At 57.8% G+C, this 19608-nt stretch carries 17 protein-coding genes and 1 tRNA gene; 11 read left to right on the forward strand and 7 right to left on the reverse strand.

Going from position 1 to position 19608, the window contains the following annotated elements; translation table 11 throughout:
* Positions 1 to 304: 304 nt before the first annotated feature.
* From JZX89_RS12505 to JZX89_RS12530, 6 genes are all read left to right on the forward strand, one after another.
* Positions 305 to 1354 (forward strand): ABC transporter ATP-binding protein, encoded by a 1050-nt coding sequence (locus JZX89_RS12505; protein ID WP_207134206.1) that lies wholly within the window; start codon positions 305 to 307, stop codon positions 1352 to 1354.
* Between the two features lie 155 nt (positions 1355 to 1509).
* Positions 1510 to 2526: an extracellular solute-binding protein gene (locus tag JZX89_RS12510; RefSeq protein WP_149898457.1), complete on the forward strand. Its 1017-nt coding sequence runs from the start codon at positions 1510 to 1512 to the stop codon at positions 2524 to 2526.
* A gap of 73 nt (positions 2527 to 2599) precedes the next feature.
* The gene (locus JZX89_RS12515) at positions 2600 to 4276 is read left to right on the forward strand and encodes an ABC transporter permease (RefSeq protein ID WP_207134207.1); all 1677 of its coding nucleotides are present in this window, start codon (positions 2600 to 2602) and stop codon (positions 4274 to 4276) included.
* 179 nt (positions 4277 to 4455) lie between these two features.
* Complete coding sequence (locus tag JZX89_RS12520) at positions 4456 to 6645, forward strand: TonB-dependent siderophore receptor (RefSeq protein ID WP_207134208.1); 2190 nt, start codon at positions 4456 to 4458, stop codon at positions 6643 to 6645.
* Between the two features lie 109 nt (positions 6646 to 6754).
* Positions 6755 to 7636, forward strand: coding sequence for a helix-turn-helix domain-containing protein (locus JZX89_RS12525; protein WP_207134209.1), 882 nt, complete (start codon positions 6755 to 6757; stop codon positions 7634 to 7636).
* Positions 7637 to 7762: 126 nt separating this feature from the next.
* A complete protein-coding gene (locus JZX89_RS12530) occupies positions 7763 to 8158 on the forward strand; it encodes a PRC-barrel domain-containing protein (RefSeq protein WP_207134210.1) in 396 nt (131 codons plus the stop codon).
* Between the two features lie 112 nt (positions 8159 to 8270).
* On the opposite strand, the gene JZX89_RS12535 is transcribed toward JZX89_RS12530, so the two are convergent.
* From JZX89_RS12535 to JZX89_RS12560, 6 genes are all read right to left on the reverse strand, one after another.
* A complete protein-coding gene (locus JZX89_RS12535) occupies positions 8271 to 8513 on the reverse strand; it encodes a DUF982 domain-containing protein (RefSeq protein WP_046799388.1) in 243 nt (80 codons plus the stop codon).
* 313 nt (positions 8514 to 8826) lie between these two features.
* Positions 8827 to 8985, reverse strand: a complete 159-nt coding sequence (locus tag JZX89_RS12540) for a YqaE/Pmp3 family membrane protein (RefSeq protein ID WP_149898461.1) — start codon at positions 8983 to 8985, stop codon at positions 8827 to 8829.
* Between the two features lie 103 nt (positions 8986 to 9088).
* Positions 9089 to 9502, reverse strand: a complete 414-nt coding sequence (locus tag JZX89_RS12545; RefSeq protein ID WP_207134211.1) for a type II toxin-antitoxin system HicB family antitoxin — start codon at positions 9500 to 9502, stop codon at positions 9089 to 9091.
* A gap of 4 nt (positions 9503 to 9506) precedes the next feature.
* Positions 9507 to 9695, reverse strand: coding sequence for a type II toxin-antitoxin system HicA family toxin (locus JZX89_RS12550; protein WP_207134212.1), 189 nt, complete (start codon positions 9693 to 9695; stop codon positions 9507 to 9509).
* Positions 9696 to 9887: 192 nt separating this feature from the next.
* Positions 9888 to 9963 (reverse strand) — tRNA-Thr (locus JZX89_RS12555).
* Positions 9964 to 10099: 136 nt separating this feature from the next.
* On the reverse strand, positions 10100 to 11062 hold the full coding sequence (locus tag JZX89_RS12560) for an NAD(P)H-dependent flavin oxidoreductase (protein ID WP_207134213.1): 963 nt from the start codon (positions 11060 to 11062) through the stop codon (positions 10100 to 10102).
* A gap of 253 nt (positions 11063 to 11315) precedes the next feature.
* Here JZX89_RS12560 and JZX89_RS12565 point away from each other — a divergent pair, with 253 nt between their 5' ends.
* Entirely contained in the window at positions 11316 to 12461 is a 1146-nt protein-coding gene (locus JZX89_RS12565; protein ID WP_207134214.1) for a hypothetical protein, read from the forward strand.
* Positions 12462 to 12917: 456 nt separating this feature from the next.
* Here JZX89_RS12565 and ppk2 read toward each other — a convergent pair whose 3' ends face one another.
* The gene (ppk2, locus tag JZX89_RS12570) at positions 12918 to 13799 is read right to left on the reverse strand and encodes a polyphosphate kinase 2 (protein ID WP_149898466.1); all 882 of its coding nucleotides are present in this window, start codon (positions 13797 to 13799) and stop codon (positions 12918 to 12920) included.
* A 232-nt stretch (positions 13800 to 14031) separates the two neighbouring features.
* Here ppk2 and phoR point away from each other — a divergent pair, with 232 nt between their 5' ends.
* The 4 genes from phoR to pstA all read left to right on the forward strand — a co-directional run bounded on the left by phoR (position 14032) and on the right by pstA (position 19605).
* On the forward strand, positions 14032 to 15300 hold the full coding sequence (gene phoR / locus JZX89_RS12575; RefSeq protein ID WP_207134215.1) for a phosphate regulon sensor histidine kinase PhoR: 1269 nt from the start codon (positions 14032 to 14034) through the stop codon (positions 15298 to 15300).
* A gap of 195 nt (positions 15301 to 15495) precedes the next feature.
* Entirely contained in the window at positions 15496 to 16530 is a 1035-nt protein-coding gene (locus tag JZX89_RS12580; RefSeq protein WP_149898468.1) for a substrate-binding domain-containing protein, read from the forward strand.
* Between the two features lie 271 nt (positions 16531 to 16801).
* Positions 16802 to 18286: a phosphate ABC transporter permease subunit PstC gene (gene pstC, locus JZX89_RS12585; protein ID WP_153515151.1), complete on the forward strand. Its 1485-nt coding sequence runs from the start codon at positions 16802 to 16804 to the stop codon at positions 18284 to 18286.
* Positions 18283 to 19605 (forward strand): phosphate ABC transporter permease PstA, encoded by a 1323-nt coding sequence (gene pstA, locus JZX89_RS12590; protein WP_153515150.1) that lies wholly within the window; start codon positions 18283 to 18285, stop codon positions 19603 to 19605. Before pstC ends, pstA begins: the two co-directional genes overlap by 4 nt.
* The last annotated feature ends 3 nt before the right edge of the window (positions 19606 to 19608 follow it).

Genomic DNA, 19608 nt, shown 5'->3' on the forward strand with positions numbered 1-19608 from the left:
AGGGCGCTTTAGGCTTCGTGATGATCATGAAGCTCCCGCAACCAGCCGCATATCGGCGAGATAGAAGGAACCACATGTGCGCCACCGGATCGACCGCTCCTCCCGCTCCCCGGTGACGAATGATAGACGCGGAATCCCCTGACGTCCATCATATCGGTAAAGCCTATTTAACTCTAACGTAAACGTCAATATTGCTGCCGCACATCTCGCGCCCTCGTGAATGGAAAGGGGTTATGTGCGATTTTTTGACTTTAATCCTGATTTGAGCGATCAACATAATTCGCAAAGCAGGGCAGGATTGGACATGGCAGGCAGCGCAGCGCTTGAACTGAAATCGATTGGGAAAAGATTCGGTGATACGGAGGTCTTGTCCGATATCGACCTGTCCGTCGAACGCGGCGAAATTATTTGTCTGGTTGGTCGGTCGGGCTGTGGAAAATCGACCTTGCTGCGCATCGTTGCGGGTGTGGAGACGCCAGACCATGGCAGCGTTTCTTTGAATGGTGCGGTCGTTGCCGGTTCGACTGCTTTCGTTGAGCCGGAAAAACGCAATATCGGTTTTGTCTTTCAGGACTATGCGCTGTTCCCGCATCTCACCGTCGAGCAGAATGTGATGTTCGGCCTCAGAGCCCTTCCAAAGACGGAAGCCCGCCGCCGCGCCGCCGAGATGATTGAACATGTTCATCTGCAGGAGCTTGCAAAACGTTACCCGCATACGCTTTCGGGCGGCGAGCAGCAGCGTGTGGCGCTTGCCCGCGCGCTTGCGCCGCAGCCCGGCCTTTTGTTGATGGACGAACCTTTTTCCAATCTGGACAGGGGATTGCGCGACAATGTGCGCGAGGAGACGCTGGGTCTGTTGCGGCAACTGGGCACGACGGCGATCATGGTCACCCATGATCCGGAAGAGGCGCTGTCCGCAGGCGACCGTGTGGTGCTGATGCAGCGCGGGCGTATCGTGCAGAGCGGCACGGGTTACGAAATCCACGACCATCCCAAAAGCCGCTATGCCGCCGATTTTTTCTGCGCCTTCAACAAGATCGAAGGCCGGGTGAGGCAGGGGCGCGTTGAAACGCCGCTTGGGCCTCTGGGCGACGCTTCCGACCTGCCGGAAGGTCTTGCCGCCGTCGCCTACGTGCGCCCCAACGCAATTTCGATCATCGAGGACAGCACGGCGAAAGAGGGGATCGCGGGTGAAATATCGAGCCGCGTTTTCCTCGGCGAGATCGAGCAACTCGGCATCGCCGTGCCAGGCCTGCCGGGAGACCTGCGTGTCAGGACGATGCAGCGCACGCGCGCCAAAACGAGTGCCGTGCGTTTCGGCATCGATCCCAAGGGCGTCCTGATATTTACTTGAAGTTGAATGAGCGGATTTGCATGTTTATTTCCGCTCTATTTTCAACTCTTGGTGATCAAATCCCGCCTGAAAACGGCTAAATAAAACTTGATTTGATCCATCATGTATGATGTTTGCTCCCTCTATATTGCCTGCAATCGAAGAGGGAGACGACCATGACGAAATTTGCCAAACTTGCTCTGCTTGCCAGCACCGTTGCTTTTGCAGCCGGTTCGGTCAGCGCTGCGGAACTCAACATCTACACCACCAGAGAGCCGGGCCTGATCCAGCCCCTGCTGGAATCCTTCACCGCGTCGAGCGGCGTCAAGGTCAACACCGTGTTCCTGAAGGACGGTCTGGCTGAGCGCGTTCTGAGCGAGGGCGCAAGCTCGCCTGCTGACGTCCTGATGACGGTTGATGCCGGCAATCTCGTTGATCTCGCTGAAAAGGGCGTTACCCAGGCGGTCGAATCCGAAACCCTGACCAAGGCTGTCCCGGCTGAACTTCGCGACGCCAAGGGTCACTGGTTCGCGCTTTCCATGCGCGCCCGCGTTCTTTATGCGGCGAAGGATGTCGATCTCGCATCCTTCAACTATGAAGATCTCGCCGACGCAAAGTGGAAGGGCAAGGTCTGCATTCGCGCCGGCCAGCACCCTTACAACACAGCACTGTTCGCCGACTACATCGCCCATTATGGCGCAGCCGACACTGAAAAGTGGCTTGCCGGCGTCAAGGACAATCTGGCCCGCAAGGCAGGCGGCGGCGACCGTGACGTTGCCAAGGACATCCTCGGCGGCATTTGCGATATCGGTATCGCCAACTCCTATTACGTCGGCCTGATGCGCTCGGGCAAGGGCGGCGAAGAGCAGGTGAAGTGGGGCGACGCCATCAAGGTGGTTCTGCCGACGTTCAAGAATGGCGGCACGCAGGTCAACATCTCGGGCGCGGCTGTGGCCAAGAACGCTCCGAACAAGGCTGAAGCCGTCAAGCTTCTGGAATATCTCGTCTCTGACGAAGCCCAGAAGATCTATGCTGAAGCCAACTACGAATATCCGGTCAAGCAGGGTGCGGCTCTCAACGAGATCGTCGCCTCCTTCGGCACCCTGAAGATCGACAACAAGCCGTTGACGGAAATCGTCTCGCACCGCAAGCAGGCGAGCGAGCTGGTCGACAAGGTCGGCTTCGACAAGTAAAGGCCACTTGGCAACAACAAGATGGAAGGCGTTCGCACCCGCGGGCGCCTTTCCCTGTATTTTCAAGAAGCTCATGAATCCACACGCCGTCCAGCCATTGACGTCCCGCGCGAGACCAAGGTTTTCATCCGCCTTCTGGTGGCTGTTCCTGTCCATGGTGGCGGTCTGCGGCGCCATGGTGCCGGTTGTTGCGCTCGTCTCCCAGGCTGTGCAGGGTTCGGCAGGCCTGTGGGCGCATCTCGGCGCAAGCGTTCTTTTGACCGCCCTGCCGGACACGGTCATCCTTCTGGCCGGTGTCGGCCTGCTGGCCGGTATCATCGGAACCTGTTCGGCCTGGCTGGTCACCGCTTATGATTTTCCCGGTCGCCGGATATTGGAATGGGCGTTGCTGCTGCCGCTGGCCATGCCCACCTATATTGTCGCCTATGCCTATCTGGATATTCTGCACCCCATCGGGCCGGTGCAGGGGGTGATCCGTTGGCTGCTCGGTTATTCCAGCCCGCGTGAATTCCGCCTGCCAGATATAAGGTCGATGACGGGCTGTATCATCCTGCTTGGCTTCGTGCTGTTTCCCTATGTCTATATCCCGGTCCGCGCCATGTTCCTCACACAGGCTGGCAATCTGCTGGAGGCCGCCCGCACGCTTGGGGTTTCCAGACGGGCGGCTTTTTTCAAAGTGGCGGTGCCGCTGGCGCGCCCGGCAATCGCGGTGGGTGTCAGCCTTGCCCTTATGGAAGCGCTGAACGATATCGGCGCGTCGGAATTTCTGGGCGTCCGCACCCTCACCGTTTCGGTCTATACCACCTGGGTCACGAAATCCGATCTGCCGGGTGCGGCGCAGATCGCGCTTTCCATGCTATTCATCGTTGTCGCACTCGTGGCGTTTGAACGCTGGGCGCGGCGCAAGCAGCGTTATTCGGTTTCCGCGCAGAAAAGCCGGGAGCTGGAGCCGGTGCGCCTTACTGGCCTCAAGGCCTGCGGCGCTTTTACACTCGGCAGCCTGCCGGTCCTGATCGGTTTTGTGGCGCCGGCGAGCTATCTCGTCATCGAAGCATGGAAACGATTCCGCTTCAGCGGCCTGTCGGCCCGTTTTACCGAGGAGGCTTTGAACACCATCGTCTTTGCCGGGATGGCGACGATAATCACCCTCATTCTCGGCCTTGCAGTTGCTTACGCGATGCGCCTTGCTCCGGGGCGTCTCTCGCTCTGGTCCTTTCGCCTCTCCACGGTGGGATATGCAGCCCCCGGCACGGTCATTGCCATCGGCGTATTGATTGCGCTCGGTGGTTTCGACAGGTTTGTCGACCAGACCATGCGCGACTGGTTTGGCATCTCCACCGGCCTTATTTTCATCGGCAGCGGTGCAGCCCTGATCTATGCCTATTCGGCACGTTTCCTCACCATTGCAGCCGGCGGCGTCGATGCGGGCTTGAGCCGTATCCCGCAATCCTTCGATCATGCTTCGCGAACACTCGGGCGATCCGCAACCCAGACATTCCGCCAGATCCACCTACCACTCTCGAAGGCATCGCTTGCGGCAGCGGCGTTGCTGATCTTCGTGGACTGTGTCAAGGAACTCCCCGCCACGCTGTTATTGCGGCCGCTCAATTTCGAGACCTTCGCGACCCATCTCTACGGCGAAGCGGCGCGCGGCACCTATGAAGAGGCGGCAATCGCCGCACTGGCGATTGTCGTCATCGGCATCCTTCCCGTCATGCTGCTTGCAAGGATCGGCCGACGCAAAGGTTGATGGCTGGGTCTCGCCACATAGATGACGGGCACAAAACAGTGCGAGAGGCCAATAAGCTTCAAATCCTCCCGGAAAACGACAAGCATCCCGCCTTAATCCTGATGTAAATACTCATCTTAATTGAAGTGCTGCGGCCTGCCGGCTATGACCGTCGTCCGCGATCTGTTTCGGGGCATATCTTGAAAAATTTGCATAGGATGTTTTTGGGCCGCCTGGCTTTGGGAACGGCTGCCGTTGTTTTGATGGCGCCGGTGATGGGCCACGCACAGGAAACGACCGTTCTGCGGGAAATCACCGTCGAAGGGCAGGGGGCGGAAAATGCCACGGGTCCGGTCCGGGGTTACGTCGCGAAGAAAAGCGCCACCGGTTCGAAGACCGACACGGAAACGAAAGACATTCCGCAATCCGTATCCGTCGTCGGCCGCAAGGAAATGGATGATCGCGGCGCCGTGACGAAAATCGACGAGGTGCTGCGCTATACGCCCGGTGTGACGGCGGAGCCCTTCGGCACCGATCCGGATACCGACTGGTTTTACATTCGCGGTTTTCAGGCCACCCAGACCGGCGTTTTCCTCGATGGGCTCAACCTGTTCAGCTATGGTTTCGGCGGTTTCCAGATGGATGCCTATGGTCTGGAGCGGGTGGAGGTTCTCAAAGGGCCGGCCTCGGTGCTGTATGGCGGCGCCAATCCCGGCGGTATCGTGCAGCTGGTCCGCAAGCAGACCCAGGATACGCCGGTTCGTGAAACGGAAATCGGCATCAACAATTTCGGCAATGCCTTCTTTGGTTTCGATCTCGGCGACAAGGTAGATGCTGAGGGCGTGTGGAAATACCGCGTCACCGGCAAGGTTTCCGGCGGCGATAATTACACCGATTACTCAGAGGACCTGCGCGGCTTCATCATGCCGCAGATCACCTTCGAGCCGGATGCGCAGACAAGCGCCACGCTCTACGGATATTTCTCGGCGCTCGATCAGGTGCATGTCGGCAACGGCTTCCTGCCCTATGTTGGCACCGTGGTCGATGCGCCTTTCGGCAAGCTCGACCGCAAGGCCTTTTATGGCGAACCGGACCTCGACAATGGCCGCGTCTACCAGTCCATGGTGGGTTACGAAGTCAGCCATGAATTCGACAATGGCTGGAAGATCAGCCAGAACGCCCGTTACGGCCACCTCTACAAGCACGAGACCGGACCCTATCCGGGCGGTTGGGCCAATGCCGACGCTAACGGCCAGCCGATCCTCGATGCCACCACCAACGACTATATGCTGACCCGCTTTGGTTATGACGGCCTGTCGAAGGCGGACAGCTTCGGCGTTGACAACCGCATTGAAGGCCAGTTTGAAACCGGTGCGGTCAGCCATTCGCTGCTCGTTGGTCTCGACTATAAATACTACAAGCTGGATCAGGTGCAGGCCTGCTGCGGATCGAATGCGATCGGCGCGCTCAAGCCGGTCTATGGCTCGACGCAGGGAACGAATTTCGTTTATGCAGACAATGTCGTGACCCAGCAGCAGATCGGCATCTACGCGCAGGACCAGCTGCGTTTCGGTGATGGCTGGCTGGTGACGCTGAACGGTCGTTACGATTATGTCGATACGGAGCTGAACAACAGGCTGCCGGCAGGCGCTTCTTTCCGCTCCAATGACGATGCGCTGAGCGGCCGGGCCGGCCTCGCTTATGAATTCGACAATGGCCTGACACCCTATGTCTCGGGGGCCACCTTCTTCAATCCGCTGATCGATACGCTTGGCGATGGCACCCCGGCCGCACCGGAGGAGGGGCACCAGTTCGAAGCAGGTATCAAATACGAGCCAACTTTCTTTGATGGCAGCATCACTGCCTCCGTCTTCAAGCTGGTCAAGGACAATGCCATCGTGTCCTATACGACTGGCGGCGTGACCACGAGCGGGCAGTTCGGACAGGTGGAATCCACCGGCTTCGAGCTGGAAGCCAAGGCCAATCTTTCCGACAACTGGAAGGCCCTTGCTTCTTATTCCTATACTGATCTTGAGATTACCCGTGATGCCAATCCCAACCTGATCGGCAAATCCCCATGGATCGTGCCCGCCAACACCGCGTCCCTGTGGGTGGACTACGCCTTCACCGATGATACGTTTGAAGGCCTCAGCATCGGCGGTGGTGTGCGCTATCAGGGTAAATCCTGGGCGGATGCGGCAAACACGTTGCGCGTTCCGGATGCCGCGGTCTTCGATGCCGCAATCCGCTACGAGAAGAACGACTGGACGGCGTCCGTCAACGTCGCGAATGTCTTCGACAAGGAATATGTCAAGAGCTGCGCCGGTGTCTCGGTCTGCGGCTGGGGCGACAGCCGTACCATCACCTTCAAGCTTGCCAAGAAGTGGTAAACTGCCTTCAACGGCGAAGAGTTGCGGGAAATATAGTTTGCCTCTATAAACATGAATAGATTTATCATGTTTATAGAGGCGCCTTTGCGCCTTGCGGGATCAAGAGGCCATGGCTTTCCGCGTGCGGATGGAAAATGAGATCGAGGGCTTTGCCGTCATCGGCGGCCCGCGCTCCAGGGTATGGAACGGCATCGTCGCCGATCTCTGGGACGTGCGCTGCGCCCCGAAAGCGGGCGGCCGTTATGTCGGCAAGGACCCGCGGTTTGTTTTCCTGCTGGATATGGACGGGAGCGATGACAGCCGGTTCATGATGAACCGCTCCCGCCGCGACAATTACGGTTCCTCCAAGGCGAACCGGATTTCCTTCGTGCCCGCCGATCTGGATGTGCATGCGGAACTTAGCAATGTGTCCTTCGTGCGCCATCTCGATCTGCATTTCGATGCGGGTTTGCTGGGCGCGCGGCTGGTGCAGGGGTTTGACCCGCACGGCCTGCTCGATCCGCATCTGATGTTCGAGGATGAGCGCCTGCTGGCGCTGGCGCGGTTGATCGCCGCCGAATGCGATAATCCAGACCCCCTGCATGACCTTTATGGCGAGAGCCTCGTGCTGGCGCTGCTGACGGATTTCCTCAAGGTGAAGCGGGAGCCGGTCAAGAAACGCAGCAAGCTTGCCGCCTGGCAATTAAGGGCGGCGACCGATTACATCCGCGAACATTGCCTGCGGTCGATCCGGCTGGAGGAGCTGGCGGAACTCACCAACCTGTCGCAATCTCATTTCAGCCACGCCTTCAAGGCGTCTACCGGCGTGCCACCGCATCAATGGCAGATGCAGGCGCGCATTGATCGCGTCAAGGAACTGATGATGCGAACCGACATGGCGCTGACCGACATCGCCATTGCCAGCGGGTTTTCGGATCAGGCGCATTTCTCCCGCGTCTTCCGCAAGATGGTCGGGGTTTCCCCCTCAGTTTGGCAAAAAATCCGCCAATAGGCGGCCTTTTTGTTCCGTCCTCTTTCAAAAAAATACCTGCCGCAGCGCTTGAAACACCTCGGAACGATTTCCCCGTCGCAGGGTTTACAGGACGTGACACCAACGAGGAAAATCAAGGAGGAAGAGATGACATTGCATCAGGAACCCCGCGCCGGACAGGACCCCTATGTCAAGGATACACTGAGCCTGATCGCCAGCGACAAGGTCGAAGGCACCCGCGTTTATGGTGCTGACGGCAAACATATCGGCTCGATCCAGCGCATCCTCCTGGAAAAGCGCGGCGGCCGTGTTGCCTATGCGGTCTTGAGCTTCGGCGGGTTCCTCGGCATTGGCGACGATTATTATCCGCTCCCCTGGGAAAAATTGCACTATGACGAGGAGCTTGATGGCTACCGCATCGATCTCACCAAGGAAGAGATCGAAAACGCGCCGCATTTCGCCAATCTCGATGATAACGATCTGCTGACCGCCAAGGACCGCAAGGTTCATGACTATTACGGCGTCGCGCCTTACTGGATGTAAGAGGCAGCGGCTTTTGATCGCACCCAAGACAAAGCGTTTCCGGACAATTTCCGGAAGCGCGACATACGGAAAAACGGCTCCATGACGGAGCCATTTTTCGTTTTATCTCAATTTAATGCGGGTTTTTCTGCATCTCGGAAACCGCATCGGTGAAACATTTGCGCGCTTCCTCCGGCGATTTGCGCCCGTCAAGGGCGGCGCGGCAGGCGCTTCTGGCTCTCACGAAGCTCAACCCACCAATCTTCGGCCAGCCTTCCGTGAGCAAAGTCAGTGCTTCAGAGGGGCCGGCGACGACACTCTTGCCGTTCGCCTCAAGATTGACCTCGACCGGTTCTGTCCATCTCTCGTTCTTCATCGTGCACCTCCCAGAGCAACGCGATCCCGAAATACACCCGACAGCGGAGCAACCCATGAGCGCGGCCGTGTGTCACTGCTGTTTAGAATATGCGCAAGCGAGTGAATTGACAACGGGGATCAACGAAAGCCGAAAAACGACAGGATCGCCAGTACGATAACGACGAGGCCGACGATGTAGATGATCTGGTTCATGATTTTCTCCTTGGCTGCTTGTCATCACCTTAACGTGAGGGAGAAGACGAGGTTCCGGAGATAATGTGAATTTAATCACGTACTAAAATGTTGAGGACGTCCCATCGCGGGCCGGAATTTCACTTCCGCAAGATCACCCAGATGGCGTGAATGATGCCGGGGACATAACCGCACAGCGTCAGGAGAATATTGAGCCAGAACTGCAGGCCAAGCCCGACCTGAAGGAACACACCGACGGGCGGCAGAAGGATGGCGATAAGAATGCGAATGACGTCCACGATATCTGGCTTTCTGGTTGAGAGTGACTTGCCGATCAACGTGTGGCGGGCTGTTTGGTTTCAAACACTTTTGCCGTGACGATCGCACGTCAGCCAAACGGACCTACCGATGATCGTCGCGGCTTGCGTTCGACATCTCATGTTTAGCTGCCCGCGCCAGGAAGCCGGACCGCGTCAGCCCTTTGGCCTCCGCGAACGCGTCAATCTCTTTCAGAACGTCTTCCGGGAGTGTGATGTTGAGACGAACAGACTTCTTGCTCTCCGCCTTGAGAGCGACCAGGATGGCGACGCCATTACTGTTTTCCGCGTTAGCCATGACGGTATCGAGAGAAGATGGTTCGGGAATGGCTTCACCATCCTCGATCATACCTTCAACATGGAACGCCAAAGCTTCTTCCGCCATGCGGCGCGCATCATCAAGATCGGTGCCTGCGGTCACAACGCCCGGAAAGTCAGGGAAAGAAACGCCGTAATCGCTATCACCGTCCTTGTGGATCAGTCCGATATAATTACTCATGGTTCTACCTCAGTTTCAGTCCGGATTGTTTTTCAATGCTTTTGAGTGTGCCGATCGGCAAATCCCTCTTCGGGTGAGGAACGGTCACGCGGCCTTGTTTGGCTGGGTGTTTGAACTGGACGTGGCTACCTTTGGTGCTCACCTCATACCAGCCATCTGCCGCCAATGCCGAAATGATATCGCCACTTTTCATATGTGTATTGATACACATCGTCGGACCGGCAGTCAATAATTGGCTGAAGAGGTCTGAGTGACAAAATCCGGCGGGCGACAATCCTCAATGGTCATCAGAACTTCTGAGCAGCCTCAATCGCCACGTGAAGCCGTGCGAAATCGGGGCCGTCGAGCCTATCGATGGGATAAGGTTTCTTGTTTATTCGGAAAATGGTGCCGCTTAGGTGACTCGAACACCTGACCCCGTCATTACGAATGACGTGCTCTACCGACTGAGCTAAAGCGGCCCGATTGTGACCCGTTTGTTACGGATCAGCTTCATGGCGGGCTGATACAGGCAATGCCGACGGATTTCAAGCCTTGAATGTGCTGGTTTTGAAAATTCCGAGAAAAAGCTTTGCCTGTCCGTTGTTTATGAATGCCTCAGGCTTTCGCGCAGATGCGGTGTCTGGCCGCCTCATATTCGCGTGCCAGTCGATCGACGAGATCCGCCACCGGTTCCACCGCCTTGACCGCGCCAATACCCTGGCCGGCGCCCCAGATGTCCTTCCAGGCCTTTGCGCCGCCGGTTGCCGTTTCGAAATCCATCTTGGAAGGGTCCGCTTCGGGCAGGTTGTCGGGATCCATGCCAGAGGCGACGATGGAGCTTTTCAGGTAGTTGCCGTGTATGCCGGTAAAATAATTCGAATAGACGATGTCCTTCGCTTGGGCATCCACGATCGCCTGCTTGTAGCCGTCGGAAGCGCGTGCCTCCTGCGTGGCGATGAAGGGCGAGCCGATATAGGCCATGTCTGCGCCCATGGCCTGTGCGGCAAGGATGGAGCCGCCATTGGCGATGGCGCCGGCCAGCAGCAGCGGGCCATCGAACCATTCGCGGATTTCCTGCACGAGGGCGAAGGGCGAAAGCGTGCCGGCGTGTCCGCCAGCGCCGGTCGCCACCGCAATCAGCCCGTCCGCGCCCTTGCGGATGGCGGAGCGGGCGTGGCGATCATTGATGATGTCGTGCAGCACGATACCGCCATAGGAATGGACGGCCGCATTAACTTCCGGCACGGCGCCGAGCGAGGAGATCACCACCGGCACCTTATATTTGACGCAGAGGCCGAGATCGTGTTCCAGCCGGCGGTTGGACATATGCACGATCTGGTTGACTGCGAAGGGCGCCGCTGGACGATCGGGGTTGGCGCTGTTGTGTGCGGCAAGCTCTTCGGTCATCATCGCCAGCCATTCGTCCAGCTGGCTTTCAGGCCGCGCGTTCAGCGCCGGGAAAGCGCCGATGACACCCGCCTTGCATTGCGCCAGCGTCAATTGCGGATGCGAAATAATGAATAGCGGTGACGCTACGACCGGAAGACGCAGATTGTCTTTCAGCACGGACGGCAGCATGTTTCCTCCCATGAATTACGTTTACGCGCACGTAAGCTAATATCGTGTTCGGCGACGGATTGAAAGCGAAAACGGCGCCGTACCAGCGTCGCAAACCTGCGGTCGCAGCGCCACAATGGATCGATTTTCCCCAAGGCAATCCGGTCTTTATATCAAACGATGCTTGCGGAGGCGCGGCATAGCCGTTACCGAATCGTAAACCAATGACGCAGCGCCGCATATTTTTGCAAAGCGCATAGAACAAGGATCGGTCGTGAGCGGACTGGAAACGGCAATCAGAAATGCTCTGGAAAAATCGGACAGATCGAACGCCGAAGTTCGTGCACGGATTTACCAATCATCCCGCCAGGCGCTGGAAGCGGGCCTGCGCAAGCAGGGCATAGACGAACCACAGGTCGTCGCCCAGCAACGTCAGCGGCTCGAAAGCCTCATTCATGTGATTGAGAATGAAGAGCGCAACCGGCTTCTGGACAGGGTGGAGCAGCAATTGCGGCCGCCACTGCCGGAAAGTGTCGCCCATGATGAACCCTCGGTCGATCCCGTTTCGCAGTCGCAGCACCACGGCGATATGGCCATCGAGCCGGAACTGCGTGGCGAAACGCGTGACGCGCGGCGGGGCGCCACCGCTGCCGTGGAGCCTCCAAGCGCCGGTCTGCGCAATGCAAAGCCATCAAAGAGAGGCTCCAGCGCAGGCGATGCCTCGCTTGCTTTCCGCCCGGAAGGCGCTGTTGGCCGCCGCAAGCGCCGCGGGCTTTTTGCAAGGCTTTTCATATACGTGACGCTTCTCGCCTTTATCGGTTTTGGCGCCTGGTGGGTCTATTCGTCCGGCCTGCTGTTGTCGCCCGCGCAGCGCGATACCAGCGTGCCCAATCCGCCGGCCCAGGTCCAGGCAGAGGACTTCAACGGCGCGGAGCCCGCACCGAGCCTCTCCGCCGGCCGTGGTTTTTCCGACGACTGGGTGGAACTCTTTAATGCCGAGCGCGGCAGTGCCGGAGTTTCGGCAGGCCCGCGTGCGACGGTCGAAAACATCGCCACACCTGCCGGCAAGGCGATAAAAGTAACGTCGAGAAGTGTTTCGCAGGATGGTGCGGTCAGCGTCGAGGTTCCGGTGGAAGTCATGCGTGACATGGCGGGCAAGTCCTCGACCATATCCATTACGCTGCAATCATCCAGCGACCGGCAGACGCAGGTTTCCGTCGCCTGCGATTTCGCCACGCTTGGAGATTGCTCACGCCACCGCTTTACGGCCACGGCTGAACGGGCGGATATGTTGCTGAACGCGACATTCGAGCGTTCGCTCGCGCCCAACGCACCCGGCAAAATCTTCATCAACAGCGATATCGACGGCAACAGCCGCCCGGTCAATCTTTACTCGGTGCGGATTCTGCCTGGTCAGTAAATTAGGATAGGATAGTCTTTATTATGATTCCAACTGAAATTCTTTCCAATACTATTAGATAGCATCGTATGTATATTTTATATTTATAAGTATTCTTTTATTAGAAAATAAATTCCAAAACAATTAAAAATTAAACATAAAATATTAATTGGAAGCGAAAATATTACTCTTGATTTGTTTGAAGTCTGCTTATCTGACTCCCCTTCGTACAACTTCCATTTCGGCTGGCTATCAATACTAAAGTCCCAATTGTGCTTCCTGTAAAACATAATATCTCGAATGTCAGATATTGTAATGGATACAAAAAAGTACGTGTTCACACATACATAGAGTATCAATAAAATAATATTTTCCATCGAAAACACCGATCAATGTATAAAAACACCGATCAATGTATAACTTATAGGAAGAATGGCAAGCGCCGCCGTCAGGAGCGCTTGCCATCGTCTTCCTGTTCTATTTAAGAAACTCCGGACCCGACCCCAATATCTTGCCGTCGATCTCGCCGATCACCTTCTTGTCCTTGCCGTCATAGTCAAGCGCATCGAGAATGTGGCGGATGAGGTTCACCCGGGCGCGGCGCTTGTCATTGGCGCGCACCACCGTCCAGGGAGCGGCGTCGGTGTGGGTCTTTTCCAGCATCTCGTCGCGCTTTTGCGTGTAATCATCCCATTTCGTCAGCGCTGCTATGTCCATGTCCGAAAGCTTCCAGCATTTCAGCGGGCTGTGGCGGCGATCATGGAAGCGTTCGATCTGCGTCTCGCGGCCGATGTCGAGCCAGAACTTGAAAAGATGGATGTCCTCATGCACCAGCATCTTTTCCAGCCGCGGTGTTTCCTTGAGGAAGCGCTTGTGTTCTTCCGGGGTGCAGAAGCCCATGACCGGCTCGACGCCTGCGCGGTTGTACCAGGAACGGTCGAAGAGAACGAATTCACCGGCAGTCGGAAAATGTGAGATATAGCGCTGGAAATACCATTGGCCGCGTTCGGTTTCCGTCGGTTTGGTCAGCGCCACGACGCGGGCGTAGCGGGGGTTGAGATAGGCCCGGGCCGCGAAGATCGCGCCGCCTTTGCCCGCCGCATCGCGGCCTTCGAAAACCGCCATCACCCGTTTGCCGGTGGCCTGCAGCCAGAACTGCACCTTCACCAGCTCCACCTGCAGCGCCTCCAGCGCGGCATCGTAGTCTTCCCGTTTCATCTTCTTGTCGTAGGGAAAGTCGCCGGCGGAGAGTTTTTTGTCCTCCACCCAGTCGGGAAGAACCGGATCGTCGATGTCGAAGCTGCGCGGTTTGCCGCCAATGGTAAGCTCCACCGATCGCTTCTTGGTGTCTTCGGCCATATTTGTTCTCCGGCTATTGTTGTGTAAAGGCAACTCACCGCCAATGAGTTCATATCCACCGGCAGAATTCAAGAGAAAGAGCAGGGGCTGGCCATGGTGCGGCATCGGCGACGATTGCGGCACAGATTTTGCGCATATACGTTGTGAAAAATGCGCGGTGATGAATCTCTGTCATGAAGCTGGCCTATGAGAATTCGATGCGCTGTCAGGTGAAAGTGGAAAGCAGGCTGAAATGGCAGTCATGGAAGGCGATCGTGGATTAAAGCTTTTGGGACGAAAGCTTGGCCGAAACTGGTTGCCCGTTCTCGTCGTCAGCATGCTGGCCATCGTGGCCGTTTCGGAACTGCATACGCCCTATATGCCGGCCGTCCTTTGGCTCTGCGCCATCATCGCCATTCTCGCCGTTCGGGAACGGCCGGCGGCCCCGAAGACGGATGAAAATGCGATTACGGAAACGGATGAACCGGAAGCGCCGGCGGAAAGTGTCATTTCCGGCGTCAGGGCTGGCCTTGCGGTGCTGGATACGCCGGTCTTCATTCTCGACAAGAATGCCAGCGTGCTGTTTCAGAACGGTGCGGCGGAACGGGCTTTCGGCCTGCTTCCGCCCGGCGCGCATATTTCCGCCCGCCTGCGATCTCCGGGCCTGCTGGATGTCATCCGCGAAACCATCACCACCGGCCAGCCCAATCAGGTCGAGCATTCGGAGCGTTTTCCATCCGAGCGGGTCTTCATCGTTCGCATTGCTCGCGCGGATGCGGGGGAGGTGGCCGGCCCGCCATTTTACATATTGTCGTTCCGCGATGTGTCGGAGCTTCGCCGCATCGACCGGATGCGCAGCGACTTCGTCGCCAATGCCAGCCATGAATTGCGCACGCCGCTCGCCTCGCTGCGCGGATTCATCGAAACCATGCAGGGTCCGGCTCGCAACGACCCGAAAGCACAGGAACGTTTCCTCGCCATCATGCTGGATCAGGCAACCCGCATGAGCAGGCTGGTGGATGATCTGATGTCGCTTTCACGGCTGGAGCTGCGAGCGAATATCGCGCCGGACCAGAAGGTCGATCTGGTCTCGGTGATCGGTCATGTGCGGGACGCGCTGTTGCCGCTCGCCAATGAACTGGATGTGGAGATCACCCTGCATCTGCCTGATCGGCCGGCGGAAGTGCAGGGCGACCGCGACGAACTGGTGCAGGTATTTCAGAACCTCGTTGAAAATGCTTGTAAATATGGGCAGGAGGGCAAGGTCGTGGATGTCTGGCTGCGCGCCGAACCCGGCAAGCCGGTGGAAGTGAGCGTCATCGACAAGGGGCCAGGCATTCCCGCCGAACATGTGCCACGTCTGACGGAGCGGTTTTATCGCGTCAGTGTCGCCGATAGCCGCTCCAAAAAGGGAACGGGTCTGGGGCTTGCCATCGTCAAGCACATCCTCACCCGCCACCGCGCTCGCCTCATCATTAAATCGGAATTGGGCAACGGCACGGACTTCACGGTCAGATTCTGACATAAAATATCTGTCTGCTTTTAATGTCGTAAAATTCTATAAATTAAATCAATAATTTAGACTGTCACAAATCTTTCACGGAAGTGACATAAAAGGATGTGGCTACGGTGGTTAAGAAAAGATCGCCGAGCGCATGCTTTGAGCGAGTGCCGCTATCGGCCGCGTCCACAAACAAGCCCACGACGGGAGAGACAAATGAACATCCTTAAATTTTCCGCAGCAGCTCTGGTGGCTTCTGTCGCCTTCGCTGGCGCCGCCGCTGCTCGCGACCAGATCCAGGTTGCCGGTTCTTCCACGGTTCTGCCCTATGCCAAGATCGTTGCTGAAACCTTTGCCGAAACCTTCCCGAACTTCAAGGCTCCGGTTGTTGAGTCCGGCGGCACGGGCGGTGGTCTGAAGGCGTTCTGCTCCGGCGTTGGTGAAGGCACCATCGACATCGCCAACGCTTCGCGCCCGATCAAGAGCGACGAACTGGCCGCCTGTAAGGCTGCTGGCGTTGCCGACGTTCAGGAAGTGAAGATCGGTTACGACGGTATCGTCTTCGCAATGGACTCTTCCAACAAGGACATCAAGCTTGAGCCGAAGGACCTGTACCTTGCGCTCGCCGCTGAAATCGTCAAGGACGGCAAGCTCGTTGCCAACCCCAACAAGAAGTGGTCGGAAGTCAACAAGGAACTGCCTGATGTAGCGATCGCCGCTTACATCCCGGGTTCCAAGCACGGCACCCGCGAAGTCTTCGAAGAGAAGATCATGGCTGACGGCTGCAAGGAAGCCGGCGCCACCGACGCCATCAAGAAGATTGTTACCGATGCCAAGCAGGCTGCTGCAAAGTGCGTTGCAGTCCGCAAGGACGGCGCTGCAGTCGACATCGACGGCGACTACACCGAAACGCTGGCCCGCATCGACGCCAACAAGACCGGCCTCGGCGTTTTCGGCCTTGCTTTCTATGAAAACAACGCTGACCGTCTGAAGGTCGCCACTGTTTCGGGCGTCGTTCCGTCCACGGAAACCGTTGCCAGCGGCAAGTACCCGGTTTCGCGCCCGCTGTTCTTCTACGTGAAGAAGGCTCACCTGGGCGTCATCCCGGGCCTCAAGGAATATGTCGAATTCTTCGTTTCTGACGCGATGATCGGCCCTGAGTCCCCGCTCGCCAACTACGGCCTGGTTGCCGCTCCGGACAAGGAGCGCGAAGAAATCCGCGCCAAGTTCACGGCCGGCGCTTCCATGTAATAAAAATGAGGGGCGCGGCTTGCCGCGCCCCTTGTTCCGCCCGGTGCCTCTCCGCTTCGGCGATTGTCTCCGGTTGACAGTTCCGATTCATCGCCATCCACATAATTGTTTATGGATTACAGATGGATAGGATGTATCAACCTTGACGCTTGCCAGACTTTGATACAGTCAAAAGGCAGGCATCTCTGGATGGTCCAGCGGTCTCGTTTTGATGACTTTTTGATTTGCCCGATATCGCACCGTGCTCTTGAGGCACGCCGAGGGAATTCTAATGAACACATCGATCCTTTTGCTGATACTGGCGCTGATCGGCATCGGCAGTTATCTGCTCGGTAGCCGCCGCGCCATTGCTTTGTCTGGCGGGCGTCCCTCCAGCATGCATTCCCGTGCCGGTTATCACGGTTCTTACGCTGTCGTCTGGGCGGTGCTGCCCGCGGCGTTCATTCTCTGTATCTGGCTTGTTATCAGCCCGTTGGTCGTCACTTCGGCGGTACGAGGCGATTTCCCTGAAGACGTGCGTGCCCAGTCCGAGGCGCAGCAGAGCCTGACCTACGGCATGGTGAGCTCCATCGCCCGTGGTCTTCAGCGCCTGACAACGGAAGAAACCGCGCAGGTCGATGCGGATACGGCTGCGGTAAGGCCGCTTCTGGCATCGAAGGGTGTGGCGATTGCCGGCGATCCCGAACGCTTCATGATCGAGGCCGCCCACACGCTGAATGCAATGACCTCCACCAGCCGCATTGCGATGATCGCCGTCGTGCTGGCGGCCGCGTTCGGTGGCGCCGCTTATGCGCTGCGTTCGATCGCTCCGCGCTTCCGGGCGCGAAACAAGGTCGAAAGGGTCATTCTTGCCTCTCTGCTCGTCGCATCGTCTATCGCGATTTTGACGACGATCGGTATCGTCCTGTCGATGCTGACGGAAGCCATCCAGTTCTTCAACATGGTTCCGGCACACCAGTTCTTCTTCGGAACGGTGTGGGATCCGCGTTTTGCGGCGGCTGGCTCAACGGATTCCTCCGGCCAGTTCGGTCTGATCCCGCTGCTCGCCGGCACGCTCTATATCGGTCTCGTCGCCATGGTGGTCGCCGTGCCGGTCGGACTGTTCGCGGCGATCTACATGTCGGAATACGCGACGCCGCGCGTTCGCTCCGTGGTCAAGCCGCTGCTCGAGGTGCTCGCCGGTATTCCGACGATCGTCTATGGCTTCTTTGCGTTGACGACGGTCGGTCCTTTCCTGCGAGACATTTCCACGCAGATCAGCGGCATCGCGACCGGTAACTACGCCAACTTCATCCAGGCGCAGAGCGTTATCACCGCCGGCTTCGTCATGGGCATCATGCTGATCCCCTATGTCTCTTCGCTGTCGGACGATATCATCACCGCCGTACCGCGCTCGCTGCGCGACGGCTCTCTCGGTCTCGGTGCCACGCGCTCTGAAACCATCAAGAGGGTCATTGTTCCCGCGGCACTTCCCGGCATCGTCGGTGCTGTGCTGATGACGGCGTCGCGTGCGATCGGCGAAACCATGATCGTGGTTCTTGCCGCCGGCGTTGCTGCCCGCCTGCAGATCAACCCCTTCGAACCCATGACCACCGTGACGGTCAAGATCGTCAGCCAGCTGACCGGCGACCTTGAATTCACCTCGCCGCAGACGCTGGTCGCCTTCGCACTGGGCATCACGCTTTTCGCCATCACGCTTTGCCTGAATATCTACGCGCTTTACATTGTGCGCAAATACCGGGAGCAATATGAATGACCGACATCGTTTCTCCCACAACCGGCGCTGCCGCCGCGAACCGGGCCACGCGCCGTGATATCGGCATCAAGCGCCGCTACGCCGCCGAACGCCGTTTCCGTGCTTATGGAATGGCAGCTATCTCGTTCGGCCTTATCTTCCTGTTTCTTCTGCTCTTTTCGGTTGTATCCAAAGGATACACCGCCTTCCAGCAGACGATGATCACCGTTCCGGTAGAATTTTCCGAACAGATCATCGATCCGAAGAATGAACGGGCCGCAAATCCCGCAAAGCTGATGACGGCCAATTATCCCGTCCTCGCCCGCGATGCGGTCGCCAAGGTTCTCGGCGTCGCGCCAACGGACCGGGCCGGACTTCGCGCCGTTAACGTCATGATCTCCGACAGCGTCCGCACCCAGCTGCGCGACATCGTCATTGCTGATCCTGCCGTCATCGGTACCACGCGCACTGTCACGCTTCTGGCATCGGGCGATGTCGACAGCGCCTTCAAGGGCCAGGTCGATCTGACGGTGGATGAAGCCAACCGCCGTATCTCGAACCAGCAGCTCGGCTGGATGAACCAGCTTGCCGAAAGCGGCCAGCTCGGCAAACATTTCAATACCGGGATCTTCGTCAACGGCAATTCGAGCCGTCCGGAAGCGGCGGGTGTCGGCGTTGCCCTCATCGGCTCCTTCTACATGATGATGATCGTGCTGGTGCTTTCGCTGCCGATCGGTGTCGCAGCCTCGATCTATCTCGAGGAATTCGCCCCGAAGAACCGCCTGACTGACCTTATCGAAGTGAACATCAACAATCTGGCGGCTGTTCCCTCGATCGTCTACGGTCTGCTTGGCCTTTCCGTCTTTATCAACTTCATGGGCTTTCCACGCTCGGCCTCTCTGGTCGGCGGCCTCGTCCTGACGCTGATGACGTTGCCAACGATCATTATCGCGACCCGCGCCGCTTTGAAGGCCGTGCCGCCGTCGATCCGCGCTGCAGCACTCGGTCTTGGCGCCTCGAAGATGCAGACGATCTTCCATCACGTCCTGCCGCTTGCAATGCCGGGCATTCTGACCGGCACCATCATCGGCCTTGCCCATGCGCTGGGCGAAACGGCGCCGCTGCTCTTGATCGGCATGGTGGCATTCGTCGCGAATTATCCGACAACGCCGATGGATCCGTCCACGGCGCTGCCGGTGCAGATTTACATGTGGGCGAACGAAGCTGAACGTGCCTTTGTCGAAAGAACATCCGGCGCTATCATCATCCTGCTTTTGTTCCTCATCGTCATGAATGTTGGCGCAATCCTGTTGCGTCGCCGCTTCGAACGGCGTTGGTAGAGG

It is taken from the genome of Agrobacterium burrii (assembly GCF_017313405.1).
Taxonomy (GTDB): domain Bacteria; phylum Pseudomonadota; class Alphaproteobacteria; order Rhizobiales; family Rhizobiaceae; genus Agrobacterium; species Agrobacterium burrii.

Coding starts and splice junctions, on each gene's coding strand:
- JZX89_RS12505 (WP_207134206.1), top strand. CDS start 305: ATGGCAGGCAGCGCAGCGCTTGAACTGAAATCGATTGGGAAAAGATTC.
- JZX89_RS12510 (WP_149898457.1), top strand. CDS start 1,510: ATGACGAAATTTGCCAAACTTGCTCTGCTTGCCAGCACCGTTGCTTTT.
- JZX89_RS12515 (WP_207134207.1), top strand. CDS start 2,600: ATGAATCCACACGCCGTCCAGCCATTGACGTCCCGCGCGAGACCAAGG.
- JZX89_RS12525 (WP_207134209.1), top strand. CDS start 6,755: ATGGCTTTCCGCGTGCGGATGGAAAATGAGATCGAGGGCTTTGCCGTC.
- JZX89_RS12530 (WP_207134210.1), top strand. CDS start 7,763: ATGACATTGCATCAGGAACCCCGCGCCGGACAGGACCCCTATGTCAAG.
- JZX89_RS12535 (WP_046799388.1), bottom strand. CDS start 8,513: ATGAAGAACGAGAGATGGACAGAACCGGTCGAGGTCAATCTTGAGGCG.
- JZX89_RS12545 (WP_207134211.1), bottom strand. CDS start 9,502: ATGAGTAATTATATCGGACTGATCCACAAGGACGGTGATAGCGATTAC.
- JZX89_RS12550 (WP_207134212.1), bottom strand. CDS start 9,695: ATGAAAAGTGGCGATATCATTTCGGCATTGGCGGCAGATGGCTGGTAT.
- JZX89_RS12560 (WP_207134213.1), bottom strand. CDS start 11,062: ATGCTGCCGTCCGTGCTGAAAGACAATCTGCGTCTTCCGGTCGTAGCG.
- ppk2 (WP_149898466.1), bottom strand. CDS start 13,799: ATGGCCGAAGACACCAAGAAGCGATCGGTGGAGCTTACCATTGGCGGC.
- phoR (WP_207134215.1), top strand. CDS start 14,032: ATGGCAGTCATGGAAGGCGATCGTGGATTAAAGCTTTTGGGACGAAAG.
- JZX89_RS12580 (WP_149898468.1), top strand. CDS start 15,496: ATGAACATCCTTAAATTTTCCGCAGCAGCTCTGGTGGCTTCTGTCGCC.
- pstC (WP_153515151.1), top strand. CDS start 16,802: ATGAACACATCGATCCTTTTGCTGATACTGGCGCTGATCGGCATCGGC.
- pstA (WP_153515150.1), top strand. CDS start 18,283: ATGACCGACATCGTTTCTCCCACAACCGGCGCTGCCGCCGCGAACCGG.